This is a genomic window from Hyphomonas sp. (assembly GCF_041689225.1).
Taxonomy (GTDB): domain Bacteria; phylum Pseudomonadota; class Alphaproteobacteria; order Caulobacterales; family Hyphomonadaceae; genus Hyphomonas.
Genome location: NZ_JBDNGN010000055.1, coordinates 1 through 12,375, shown reverse-complemented (window position 1 = coordinate 12,375; position 12,375 = coordinate 1). Strand labels below are relative to the sequence as shown.

Here is a 12,375-nt window from a genome sequence, read left to right as displayed (position 1 = left end):
GAGAGGGCTTTGTCAGAGGAAACGAACTTTGGGATTACTCAGTGAATTGAGTTATTCCCAGGGTATCCTGGAACTCCAAATGCAACTCTTCTTTTCGCTTCAAATGCAAGCGAAAAGAAGAGAGGTCGAGGCCGCCCTGCATTCCTTTGACAGCACCATTAAGTGGCATTGTTCGAAAAAAATCCGGCGCGCCCACGCACCAGCGTTCGCAAGAAGACGCCTACAGGAAAGGCTTCGAGCGACGCACTTTCTTGAAAGAAATTGGCCTGCAAAAGGGATGCAGCCCTCCTGCCACGCCTGCGCCGTACAAGCGCTGACAATATAGCCTAACGTGTATGTGACTGGAGTACTTCGCCATCGTTCAAATCGACAGTTTTCTAGCTTATTTAACGACTGCTTTGCTGCCGAGAGTTGCCGTCAGACGATTTGGACCCAACGAAGAAGAAGGGCCAATAATCGCCGTCAAATCTCATGAAGCTAATGACTGCTAATGACCCGAAGCGGACACGGCCGGACGTTAGAGCTGTCCTCCACACACCTTGAATGAGACAAGACCCGTTTCCCCTCAAAACGGCGATTTCGGCAACGACAGCTGGAAGATGATGGCCAGGGCGCGGAGGGTAAAGGCGGCGGCGAGGCCGCCGATGAAGGCGCTGGTTTCGGGCAGGCCCCAAGTGGCGAGGCTGAAATAGACACCCGCGCCGAGCAGGGCGGCGGTGGCGTAGATGTCTTTCTTCAGGAGCAGCGGTTCCTCATTGGCGACGACATCGCGCATCAGGCCGCCGGCGCTGGCGGTGAGGGCGCCCATGATGAGCACGACGGCGAGGCCGTGGTCGAGGCTCATCGCCTTGGCCGCGCCGGTGACCGCGAACAGCGACATGCCGAACGCATCGGCCCAGCGCAGGGGACGGAAGTTTTCCAGGAAGCGGTGAAACACATAAGCGGTCAGCCCGCCCGCCAGCGCGAGCAGCAGGGTCGGCGTGTCTGACAGCCAGAAGATGGGTTGATCCAGGATAAGGTCGCGCAGCGTGCCGCCGCCAATGGCGGGCAGGAAGGCGAGCACGACGACGCCAAACAGGTCCATGTCCTTGCGCACGGCGACGATGCCGCCGGAAATGGCGAAGACGAACACGCCGACGCGGTCGAACAGGGTGAGGATGAGGTCGGGGGACATGGTGCCGCTCCTGTGGCCGGGTCAGGGGGCAGTCCGGGTGGAGTGGCCCTCTCCCGTCCATAGGAGAGAGAGGGCCGGGAGGCTAGCTCTGCGGTTCGAGCTTGTCTTGCGTCTTCGTGTCGAAGTCGCTGGCATCGTGGCGTTCGCGCAATTGCGATTCCGGCTTGCCGAAGGTGCGGTTGACCATCTTGCCGCACCCAACGGCGGGGCGGGCACCGACCTGTTTCATCCAGCGGATGACGTTTGTGTAGTCCTGCACCTGCAGGAACTCGCCCGCATCATAGACCGCGCCGGTGACGAGCGCGCCATACCAGGGCCAGATCGCCATGTCGGCAATCGTGTAGTCGGCGCCGGCAATGTATTCATTGTCCTTGAGCTGACGGTCGAGCACGTCGAGCTGGCGCTTCACTTCCATGGCGTAGCGGTTAATCGGGTATTCGTATTTCTCCGGCGCGTAGGCGTAGAAGTGGCCGAAGCCGCCGCCGAGGAAGGGCGTGGCGCCCATCTGCCACATCAGCCAGCTGAGCGTTTCGGCGCGCTGGGCGTTTTGTGTCGGCAGGAAAGCGCCGAACTTTTCCGCGAGATAGATCAGCATGGCGCCGGATTCGAAAATACGGGTCGGCGGATTGGTGGAATGGTCCATCAAGGCCGGGATCTTGGAATTCGGGTTGATGGCGACAAAGCCGGAACCGAATTGCTGGCCTTCGCCGATATTGATCAGCCAGGCGTCATATTCGGCGTCAGTGTGACCTGCAGCGAGGAGTTCCTCGAACATGATCGTGACTTTCACGCCGTTCGGCGTGCCAAGCGAATAGAGCTGGAAGGGATGCTTGCCGACGGGCAGTTCCTTGTCGTGGGTCGGGCCGGCGATCGGGCGGTTGATGGCGGCGAACCGGCCCCCGCTTTCCTTGTCCCATGTCCAGACTTTCGGCGGCGTGTAGGTCGGGTCGCTCATGTTTATTCCTCCAGCGGCAGCATTGCGCGTTGGGCATACATGTAAGGGCGCGGGCGAGATTGTGAATGACAATCTGGTGAGCGGCCCTGATGCCGAGCCAGGAAAAAGCCCGCCCGGTGTCCCGGACGGGCTGGGGCAGGGGATCGGTTGGCCTAGAGGACTTCGAGCATTTCCTGCACGAGGGGGTGGCGGACGACGTCGGCGCCTTCGAGACGGATAACGGCGGCGCCGGCCAGTTTCTCGAGCCGTTCGGCGGCATTGGCGAGGCCGGAGAATTCTGGCAGCAGGTCGGTCTGGGCCGGGTCGCCCGTGATCACCATCGTGGAGTGCCAGCCAAGCCGGGTGAGCAGCATCTTGATCTGCGTATAGGTGCAGTTCTGTGCCTCATCGACGACGATAAAGGCATTGTTGAGCGTGCGCCCGCGCATGAAGCCGATGGGGGCGATCTCGATCACGCCCTCCGACAGCATGTGTTTCAGCTGGGCCGGCGAGAGCCGGTCGGACAGGGCGTCGTAGAGTGGGCGCAGGTAGGGGGCGAGCTTGTCTTCCATGGCGCCGGGCAGGAAACCGATCTGTTCGCCGGCCTCGACGGCGGGACGCGACAGGATGATGCGGGCGACCTTGCCCGCCTGCAGGGCCTCGACCGCCTTGCAGACGGCGAGATAGGTCTTGCCCGTGCCGGCGGGGCCGAGCGCGGCGACGAGGGCATAGGTGTCCATGGCCTTCATCAGCTGGGCCTGGTTTTCCGACCGGGGCTTGACGGTTTTCTGGTAGCGCTGGGTGCGGTCAGGCTCTGCGGCCGTCGGCTTTCGCTTTCGGGTATCTGCATCGTCGGGATGCCAGCTTCGGCCGCCCTCAATCGCGTGGAGAAGGGGCGGCTGGCCGCGACCGGCATCCTGAATCCAGGCAGTGGCTTTTACCTCTGATGCTGTCTTCATTCGCTTGGCGGCGTTGCGTTTACCCATGGGAGGACTCCTTGGTTCCAGGCAGAAAAAAAGCCGTCAGCAGAATTGCGGACGGCTTGGCGAAAAACGGGGGCAGATGGGGGGACCGCCCTGTGGGCGGCGTGGCCAGTCCGGAAACATGCGGTTCCGGCGGCGAGGTGCGACTGGGTCTGTTTATGACCGTCTCCACGTCCGAATCTGTTGTTGATTAAACTCTAGCAGGGTTATCAAACCCTTTAGGCGATATTCCGCAGGCGAAATGAGAGGACGAATAATCATGGCAATCTACCAGATCGGAGAGGCCCGACCCCAGCTGCCGGCGAGCGGAAACTACTGGGTGGCCGAAAATGCCCGAGTTATGGGCAACGTGATCCTGAAGGAGAACGCCTCTGTCTGGTATGGCGCCGTCCTGCGCGGCGACAATGACCCGATCACGATTGGCGAAAACACCAATATCCAGGATGGTAGCGTGCTGCACACCGATGTGGGCGCGCCGCTGACCATCGGCCGGGACGTGACGGTGGGCCATATGGTGATGCTGCATGGCTGCACGATCGGCGACGAGACACTGATCGGCATCGGTTCGACGATCCTCAACAATGCGAGGATCGGTAAGAACTGCATCATCGGGGCGCATACGCTGATCCCCGAAGGCAAGGAGATCCCGGACAATTCGCTGGTGATGGGATCGCCGGGAAAAGTGGTAAAGACACTGTCGGAGCCACAGGTGCAGATGCTGAAAATGTCGGCGCTACACTATGTCGAGAACTGGAAGAAGCACCGCGACAGCGTGAAGCGTATCGACTGACCGAGTTACTGGCGCAGGTAGCGGATCGCGAAAATCTTGCCGGTCACGCTGACGACCTCGCCGCGCACATTGCCGGCAAACACCGTGTCGCCCACCATGGGTGTCGCGCGTTCGGCCTCGAAGCTGGCGCCGGTGAGCGAAATGTCGAGGACGCGGCACTTGATCTCGCGGCCGTTATCCAGCGTCAGAAGTGCGGGCCCGCCGCCGGAAGGCCCTGGACCCGTTCCGGTCATCAGTGAGGTCGAGCCTGTCCTTGTTGAGAAGCCAGCTCAGGCGGTCGGCCAGCTTTTCACGCTTGTGCTGCACGATCCGGAAATGCGCCGCAAAGCCCGTCGGGGTCGCGCGAATGACCGTCGCGGCGACGCGTCCGAGTTCGTTAAAATAGCAAATCACCTGGGCACCGGCTTCGGGGCGGTAGTCCGACCGGATCATCGCCCCGGAGCAGGAAATGTCGATTCTCGTCATCTCGTGGTCGACGCCGTCGTCATCGATGACGCGACCGGCAAGACTCAGGGCGACGCGCTTGTAGAGGCGCCGGTCCTTGTCAGGATTTACCAGCGGACTGTTGCTGACCGCTGAGCTGCGCGGACCGGTCATGTGCTGCTCACGAAAGCCCGGAATTCCCGCGCTTGTCCCACCGTGAACGCTTTACTTAGGCGTTTTAGGTTCACAAAGTGTTGTCGAGGCAGGCCGGAACGCGGGTTCCGGGCGCGTCATTCATTATCCAATCGGGCCGGAGCCGCATTCCATGGAAACTTATGATTATGTCATCGTTGGCGCTGGCAGTGCCGGATGCACGCTCGCGAACCGCCTCTCGGCGGATCCCGCCATAAAGGTGTGTCTGATCGAAGCGGGCAAGAAAGACAATTCGCTGATGATCCGGATGCCGGCCGGTGTCGGCAGCCTGATCAAGCAGGCCAATGATCATAATTGGGGTTTCTACACCGAAGCCCAAAAGCACATGAACGGGCGCAAGCTCTACTGGCCCCGGGGCAAGGGCTGGGGTGGATCGTCCTCGATCAACGGCATGGTCTATATCCGCGGGCATGCGGGCGATTATGACCAATGGTCCCAGATGGGGCTGACGGGCTGGAGCTTTGCCGACGTATTGCCCTATTTCAAACGGTCGGAAGCGCACGAGTCCGGCGACAGCACGTTCCATGGCGGGGCGGGTCCGCTGCGTGTATCGGAAAGCCCGATGTCGAGCCCAATCTACCGGGCCTTTGTCCAGGCAGGAGAACAGGCGGGATTCAAGCTCACCGATGATTTCAACGGCGCCCAGCAGGAAGGCTTCGGCCGCTACCAGCGAACGATTCACAAGGGCGAGCGCTGGAGCGCCTCATACGGTTACCTGCGTCCGATCGAAGGCGTCAGACCGAACCTGACGGTTATCTCGACCGGGCTGGTAACACGCGTGCTGATCGAGAACGGGCGCGCGACGGGCGTTGAAGTCGTCGAAGGCAAGGGCGCGCTGACCCAGGTGATCCGTGCCGACAAGGAAGTCGTTGTCTGCGCCGGGGCCGTCCAGTCGCCGCAAATCCTGATGCTGTCCGGGATCGGCAATCCGGAACATCTCGACCGGTTCGGTATCAAGGCGAAGGTGAAGTCGCCCGGTATCGGCCAGAACCTCCAGGACCACCTGGATGTGACGGTGATCCATGAGATGACCCAGCCCGTGTCGGCCTATTCGCAGCAGAAAGGTCTCAAGAAAATTGGCGTGGGACTTCAGTACCTGTTCAACCAGACCGGCGCCGGGGCGGACAATTTCCTGCAGGCGGGCGCGTTCATCAATTCGCGCGAAGGCCTGTCGATGCCGGACATCCAGTTGCACCTGGTAAATGCGATCATGATGGACCATGGCAATCACGATCCACAGAAGGACGGCTTTACCGTTCATGCCTGCCAGCTGCGTCCCGAGAGCCGGGGCACGATTTGCCTCGCGTCCGCTGACCCGTTCGCGCATCCGGCCATCGACCCCAACTACCTTGCGGCGGAGGAAGACCGCCGGGCGATGCGCGAGGCCGTGAAAATGGTGCGGGATGTGTGTGGCCAGTCGGCGCTGAACGCGTTGCGCGGTTCCGAGATCATGCCGGGGACGAGTGTCGTGACCGACGAGGATATCGACGCCTTCATCCGCCGGACCGGAGAGACGATCTATCACCCTGTCGGCACGGTCGCGATGGGGACCAGCGATGCGAGCCCGGTCGACGGCCAGCTGCGTGTGCGCGGCGTGGACGGGCTGCGTGTTGTCGATGCGTCGGTGATGCCGACACTCGTCGGTGGGAACACGAACGCGCCGACCATCATGGTGGCCGAGAAAGCGGCCGACATGATGCTCGGAAAACCCGCCCTTGCGCGCGAGGAAACCCTCACGCCGGCCTGAGGTCAGGCGTTCGTGGTAACGAGGCGCAATTGCGGGCCTTCCATCCGGGTGTCTGGCGGCACCAGCATCGAGATGCGGTGGCGCCAGATCGGACGCCCTTTCAGCATGGGTTCGCCGCCGAGCGTCTGGTAGAGGCCGAGGAGGCGGGGCGTGTCGGTCTGCCCCCCCGGACGCACCAGCGGCATCAGGGTGATCTCGACTTCCACGCGCTGGCCGGCCAGAGTTTCGCAGCGACCGCGGACGATGCCCGGGGCGCCGTCATAGCGAATTGCTTCCATGAAATGGGTCATCATGAACCGGTCGGGTCCGCTCCAGAGTTCCAGGAAGTCATGATTGGTCAGGTCGCGACCGAGCAGGTCGGACATGCCCTGTCCTGCTGTGCGGAACCGCCAGCCATTGTCCTTGCTGTGCTGTACGACAAACAACTGCGTGATCAGGCCCGGGTGTTCGGCCACACGCGGGTCATCGACCGCATTCGAGTCCTGCCCTCGGCTCATCCTGCGCCATGCGTCGATCAGTATCCGGGTGTTTGGGTGTATAGACCGGTCTTGCATGACAGGCTGTCTCCATAATGATTTGGTCCGCTCCGGACCGTCCAGCATAGGCAGTCGCAATATCCATTCCAGATGCAGGGTCATGTGTTTGGGGAAAAGCAGGCCTCGCAGGCGCGAAATTCGCCTAAAAAGGATTGCGCGCCGGGCACCGGTGTCACCCGCAGGCTGTCCGGATCTGCCAGATCGTACCAAGTCGAAACACCGCGACCACCCGCTCGGGGTGGATGTCAGGATACCTGACGGCCGCGCCCCGATGCGGACGCAACGTCAGGACGGAAATTTTGCCGTGGAGGTCTTGCGTAGAATTACGTCTCCGTTAGTCCTTAGCATACCGTTACCTATCCGCTGCCGTGAATCTCGCGGCGTCCTCTCAAACTTGACTACAAATTCCTAGGGAGAATACCGAGTGTCCAAGACACCTCTACGCGCCCCTGCGCGTTCGAATCTGAAAACCGCCCTTTGCCTCGGCGTCGGCTTTGCTGCCATTGCGAGTGCCGCCATGCCCGCTATAGCGCAGGAAGCAGACGACGAATCACCGCGTACGCTGCAGACCGTGACGATCACGGCGACGAAGCGGGAGCAAACGCTCCAGGACGTCCCGGTCGCCGTTTCGGTGGTTGATGAAAGCGTCATCGCGAAAGCCCAAATTCTCGATCTCAACGATCTCCAGTCCCTCGTGCCATCGCTTAGCGTCGGCCAGCTCCAGTCGTCATCCAACACGAACTTCGTGATCCGTGGCTTCGGCAACGGCGCAAACAATGCCGGTATCGAGCCATCGGTCGGCGTGTTCATCGATGGTGTGTACCGGTCGCGGTCGGCGTCGCAGATTTCGGACCTGCCGAACATCGAGCGCGTCGAAGTGCTGCGCGGGCCTCAGTCGACACTGTTCGGCAAGAACGCCTCAGCCGGTGTCATCTCGGTGATTACCAAGAAGCCGTCCTTCGAACTCGGTGGCAATGTTGAAGGCACTGTCAGCAACTATAATGGCTATCGTGCCAAGGCCTATGTTACCGGACCGATCAGCGACACGCTCGCGTTCAGCTTGGGCGGCAGCTACAATACACGCGACGGCTATATCGAAGACATCGGCTCTGGCCAGGACACCAATGAGCGCAACCGTTATGGCCTGCGCGGCGAGCTGTTGTTCGAACCGAGTGAGAACATGTCGTTCCGCCTGATCGGTGACTATGACACGATCGACGAGCTGTGCTGCGCGGCTGCGAATGACGTGAACGGCCCGACGGGCGCTGTCGTCAACTTGCTGGGCGGCCAAGTCGTGCCCGAGGATCCAACGTCTTACAAAGTGGCGTACAATTTCGGCTCGACCAACAATATCGACAATGGTGGCCTGTCGCTCCAGGGCGACTTCGACCTCGGCAACATGACGCTCACGTCGATCACGGCCTATCGCGAGTCCGATCTTGAGCAGAACGCCGATTCCGACTTCACGAGCGCAGACCTGCTCCGCCGGAACTTTAATGCGACAGACATCGAGACTTTCACGCAGGAAGTCCGGCTCACGTCGACCGGCGACGGCCCGGTCGATTGGATGGTCGGTGGCTTCTATTTCGATGAAACCGTCGCGATCAAGAATGAACTCTATTACGGCGCGGATTTCCGCGGCTATGCCGACGTCCTGTCCGGCGGTGCGCTGGACCTGGTTGAAGGCGCACTCAGCCTGCCTGTCGGGCTTGTCTTCGGGCAGGCGGGACAAGGCCTCACCGAAGAATTCGGTCAGGACAACACAGCCTGGTCGATCTTCGGCACGGTTGACTGGCACGCCACGGACCGCCTGACGGCGACCGTCGGCCTCAACTATACTGAGGACGAGAAGGATGCGTTCGGCAATATCGTGAGCACCGATGTGTTCTCGGGCCTCGACCTTGTTGCCATCGGCTTTGCACAGACGCTGGCTGGCTATAGCGTCGACGCCACCGATCCGGCGCAGGTTGCCGCCTTTGCCGGTGCCAACCCACTTGCCTTTGCTGCCATTCAGGCCGCTGTGCAGGATCCGGCGCAGAACACATTGCTCGGCCTCCAGCCGTTGCAGTTCCTGCCGCCCTTCCTGGACTTCCCGAATACGGTGGAAGATGGCCATTCGAAGGACGACCAGCTGACCTACACGTTCCGGCTGGCCTATGATGCGACCGACAACCTGAATCTCTACGGGTCGTATGGCACGGGCTTCAAGGCGACGTCCTGGAACCTCTCGCGCGACAGCCGCCCGTTCTCGAGCGACTTCACGCCAGGATCTCCGGTTACCAGCCCGGGCTCCTCGCCGATCCGCGATGCCGGCCTGGCCGTGAACAACCTGACAGTGGGAACGCGATTTGCCGGACCGGAAGATGCAACCGTCTTCGAAGTCGGCGCGAAGCTGGCTTATGATTCGTTTGCGGTGAACGTCGCCCTGTTCGATCAGAGCATCGAAGGGTTCCAGTCGAACACGTTCTCCGGCACAGGCTTCAACCTGACCAATGCTGGCAAGCAGTCGACTCAGGGCCTGGAAGTGGACGCGTCTTGGAATGTGACCAACAACCTGCTGCTCACGTTTGCAGGCACGTTCCAGGATCCGGTGTATGACGACTTCACCAGCACGGGCTTCAAGATCGACCCGAGCCTGCCGCTGTCGGCATCGAACGAGCTCGATCTGTCCGGCAAGAAGCCATACGACATCCCGGAAACAGCGACCTCCACGTCGGCGACCTACAGTTTCGATGTGAAGTCGCTTGCGGCATTCGTGCGGGCAGACTGGCAATATGAAAGCCCGACGGACTATTTCGATGATCCGGCCAACCAGGCGCTCATCAACGACCAGCACGAAATCAGCACGTGGAATGCGTCGGCCGGCTTCACGACCGAAGGCGGCCTGGGCGTGACATTCTGGGGACGCAACATCTTTGATGATGAGTACGTTACGGTGGCGTTCCCGACCACGGCGCAAGCCGGATCGATCAGCGGCTATCCAAGCCAGCCCAAGACGTATGGCGTGACGGTTCGCAAGGCGTTCTAGACCGACATAGCAATGACATTGTGGAAAGCCCCGTCGTTCGCGGCGGGGCTTTTCGCATTCAGCGACCGAATTCCCCGGTGCGGCGCAGGCATAGCCTGCCATTGTGCGCGGCCGTGTCTATATAGAGGGAAGTGTGATTCCCCTCAGGAGGCTGCATGGCCCGCAATCCCGGACGTCCGCCCATCATCAATGCGCCGCCCTGCGTGACGGCGCTGGCGTTGGTCCTGCTGGCTGCACATGGGGGGAGGGTGTTGCTCAGCGCCGGACTGCAGGACGCCCTGCTGAGGAACGTGGCACTGATTCCCAAGCGGTTCTGGGGGTGGCTGGGCGCCAGCCTGCCGCCGGGAGCTGCCGAACCCTATTCAAATGCCTTCTCAGCCATCGCGCCGGTCTTCACGATTGCGTTCGTTCACAGCGACTGGGTCCATGTCGGCTTGAACGCGGCCATGCTGCTCGGCGTCGGAAAGCCGGTATACGAATACCTCGAACGGACCCGAGGTCGTGGACGCAACCGGAGCTGCGAACTGTTCCTCTTCCTGTTCTTCATGAGCGTGGCCGGCGGGTCGTTGGCGCACCTGGCCGCGAACTATCCGATCGGGCAGCCGGCGATTGGTGCGTCCGGAGGCGTGTCGGGCCTGATCGGCGTCGTTCTGATGGCCCAGCAGGGTGCAGAGCCGCGTCTTGCCTCACGGCCATTCATAGCCGGTTCTGTAGTGTTCCTGGTCGCCAACCTGATCCTGGCCTTCATCGGACCGTCCATGCTGGGGGCGGGAATCGCCTGGCAGGCCCATGTCGGCGGATACGTTGCCGGTGCCCTCGTGTTCCGTTTCCTCGTCTGGCGCCGGGAAGGCGTCGAGGCCTGATTTGCGTTCCTGATCGATTCCGCACGCCGGGTATGGTATCGTCACTTCAAATAGAAATCGGACACACCGATTGAGGCTTGGAGGATGTTACATGACGATTGATCAGATTCTGAACGACAAGGGGCGTGAAGTCATCTCCGTGGGAGCGGAGGATACGTTGGGCGCCGCCGCAAAGGTGCTGGATTTGCGGCGAATCGGGGCGGTCGTCGCGCTGGATTCCGGCGAATCGATCATCGGTGTCCTTTCTGAACGCGATATCGTGCGCCAGGTTGCCCGCCACGGGCACTCCGCGCTGGAGATGAAAGTCGGAGACGCGATGACCCGCGACGTGGTTACGGTGCCCTCCACGATGCGGATTGATCACGCCATGCAGCTGATGACCGACCGCCGGATTCGCCATTTGCCGGTCCTGCGCAATGAAAAGGTGATCGGATTTGTCTCGATCGGCGATCTGGTAAAATGGAAAATTGCCGAGACAGAAGCCGAAGCAGAGGCGATGAAGTCGTATCTGTCCGCGCAATACTAGGCTGATTGCAACAAAAGTGTCGTTTTCTGCGGAAACCCTGTTTTAAGGGGTTGCGGCTTCGGCATCAGGGGGGTATTCCCCGGCCTCCGCTGCAGAGACCTAACGGTTTCCAAAGCGGGCCCCGCAGACGGGCTGCTAATTAAGTGAAATAGTTCTTGATATTTCACCCGAACAGCGGCTATATATGCGGTTCTTCGAAATGCCTGATTTTGCAGGCCGTCACAACGGTCGACGATTTCATTTGTGCCAAAATTCAGTAGAAAACGTGGTCAAACACGAAGACTGCAGAAGGCGCAAAAAAGGGTGTTGACGGGGAGCTAGGTGGCACATATAAGCCGCCTCTTCCGGAAGGGGCAGCGCCCTGGATGGCCTACCGGAACTTCGGTTCCAGCTGTTTGACATTGTAAGAGATTAGGAAGAGAAACGCAGGCGGCGTGACGGCTAGCGGACACGAGCTTCGGCTACGGTCCAAACGATCACGACGGATGCGTTTCTTGAGAAAATTCTTTTTCCATCGATCAGGTTTCGACCTGGTCTTTGTGACTAAGGGTTTCTCGTCAAAGAACGCAATTACTTGATGCTTATATAGCAACAGTTGCCGTCCTTATTCCAAAGGACGGATCGTCAGATCAACACTCAACTTGAGAGTTTGATTCTGGCTCAGAACGAACGCTGGCGGCAGGCTTAACACATGCAAGTCGAACGATATAGTGGCAGACGGGTGAGTAACGCGTGGGAACGTACCTTTCACTACGGAATAGCTCTTGGAAACGAGTGGTAATACCGTATACGCCCTCCGGGGGAAAGATTTATCGGTGAAAGATCGGCCCGCGTTAGATTAGCTTGTTGGTAGGGTAATGGCCTACCAAGGCGACGATCTATAGCTGGTCTGAGAGGATGATCAGCCACACTGGGACTGAGACACGGCCCAGACTCCTACGGGAGGCAGCAGTGGGGAATCTTGCACAATGGGCGAAAGCCTGATGGAGCGACACCGCGTGAGGGATGACGGCTTTCGGGTTGTAAACCTCTAAAAGGGGGACGAATGATGACGGTACCCCTTGAGAAGCACCGGCTAACTCCGTGCCAGCAGCCGCGGTAATACGGAGGGTGCTAGCGTTATCCGGAATCACTGGGCGTAAAGGGCGCGTAGGCGGT

The 12,375-nt window shown here is 60.4% G+C and carries 12 protein-coding genes and 1 rRNA gene; 7 read left to right on the top strand and 6 right to left on the bottom strand.

The window, feature by feature from the left end; translation table 11 throughout:
- A partial coding sequence (locus ACESNB_RS04810) for a hypothetical protein (RefSeq protein ID WP_373004636.1) occupies positions 1-325 on the top strand: 325 nt, incomplete at its 5' end.
- A gap of 240 nt (positions 326-565) precedes the next feature.
- Here the strand turns inward: ACESNB_RS04810 and ACESNB_RS04805 are convergent.
- The 3 genes from ACESNB_RS04805 to ACESNB_RS04795 all read right to left on the bottom strand — a co-directional run bounded on the left by ACESNB_RS04805 (position 566) and on the right by ACESNB_RS04795 (position 3,094).
- Complete coding sequence (locus tag ACESNB_RS04805) at positions 566-1,174, bottom strand: trimeric intracellular cation channel family protein (RefSeq protein WP_373004632.1); 609 nt, start codon at positions 1,172-1,174, stop codon at positions 566-568.
- A gap of 82 nt (positions 1,175-1,256) precedes the next feature.
- A complete protein-coding gene (yghU, locus tag ACESNB_RS04800; RefSeq protein WP_373004628.1) occupies positions 1,257-2,129 on the bottom strand; it encodes a glutathione-dependent disulfide-bond oxidoreductase in 873 nt (290 codons plus the stop codon).
- Between the two features lie 152 nt (positions 2,130-2,281).
- A complete protein-coding gene (locus ACESNB_RS04795; RefSeq protein WP_373004626.1) occupies positions 2,282-3,094 on the bottom strand; it encodes a PhoH family protein in 813 nt (270 codons plus the stop codon).
- A 256-nt stretch (positions 3,095-3,350) separates the two neighbouring features.
- Here ACESNB_RS04795 and ACESNB_RS04790 point away from each other — a divergent pair, with 256 nt between their 5' ends.
- Complete coding sequence (locus ACESNB_RS04790) at positions 3,351-3,881, top strand: gamma carbonic anhydrase family protein (RefSeq protein ID WP_373004623.1); 531 nt, start codon at positions 3,351-3,353, stop codon at positions 3,879-3,881.
- 5 nt (positions 3,882-3,886) lie between these two features.
- On the opposite strand, the gene ACESNB_RS04785 is transcribed toward ACESNB_RS04790, so the two are convergent.
- Complete coding sequence (locus tag ACESNB_RS04785) at positions 3,887-4,114, bottom strand: PilZ domain-containing protein (RefSeq protein ID WP_373004620.1); 228 nt, start codon at positions 4,112-4,114, stop codon at positions 3,887-3,889.
- Complete coding sequence (locus ACESNB_RS04780) at positions 4,056-4,478, bottom strand: PilZ domain-containing protein (RefSeq protein WP_373004618.1); 423 nt, start codon at positions 4,476-4,478, stop codon at positions 4,056-4,058. The genes ACESNB_RS04785 and ACESNB_RS04780 overlap by 59 nt, the downstream gene beginning before the upstream one ends.
- A gap of 151 nt (positions 4,479-4,629) precedes the next feature.
- Between ACESNB_RS04780 and ACESNB_RS04775 the strand changes: the two genes are divergently transcribed.
- Positions 4,630-6,264, top strand: coding sequence for a choline dehydrogenase (locus tag ACESNB_RS04775; protein WP_373004615.1), 1,635 nt, complete (start codon positions 4,630-4,632; stop codon positions 6,262-6,264).
- A gap of 2 nt (positions 6,265-6,266) precedes the next feature.
- On the opposite strand, the gene ACESNB_RS04770 is transcribed toward ACESNB_RS04775, so the two are convergent.
- Positions 6,267-6,818: a PAS domain-containing protein gene (locus tag ACESNB_RS04770; protein ID WP_373004612.1), complete on the bottom strand. Its 552-nt coding sequence runs from the start codon at positions 6,816-6,818 to the stop codon at positions 6,267-6,269.
- Between the two features lie 406 nt (positions 6,819-7,224).
- Between ACESNB_RS04770 and ACESNB_RS04765 the strand changes: the two genes are divergently transcribed.
- From ACESNB_RS04765 to ACESNB_RS04750, 4 genes are all read left to right on the top strand, one after another.
- Positions 7,225-9,828 (top strand): TonB-dependent receptor, encoded by a 2,604-nt coding sequence (locus ACESNB_RS04765; protein WP_373004609.1) that lies wholly within the window; start codon positions 7,225-7,227, stop codon positions 9,826-9,828.
- Positions 9,829-9,983: 155 nt separating this feature from the next.
- Positions 9,984-10,691: a rhomboid family intramembrane serine protease gene (locus ACESNB_RS04760; protein ID WP_373004606.1), complete on the top strand. Its 708-nt coding sequence runs from the start codon at positions 9,984-9,986 to the stop codon at positions 10,689-10,691.
- Between the two features lie 91 nt (positions 10,692-10,782).
- Positions 10,783-11,217 (top strand): CBS domain-containing protein, encoded by a 435-nt coding sequence (locus ACESNB_RS04755; RefSeq protein WP_373004603.1) that lies wholly within the window; start codon positions 10,783-10,785, stop codon positions 11,215-11,217.
- Positions 11,218-11,854: 637 nt separating this feature from the next.
- Positions 11,855-12,375: ribosomal RNA gene (locus ACESNB_RS04750) — 16S ribosomal RNA — on the top strand; the annotation flags it as partial.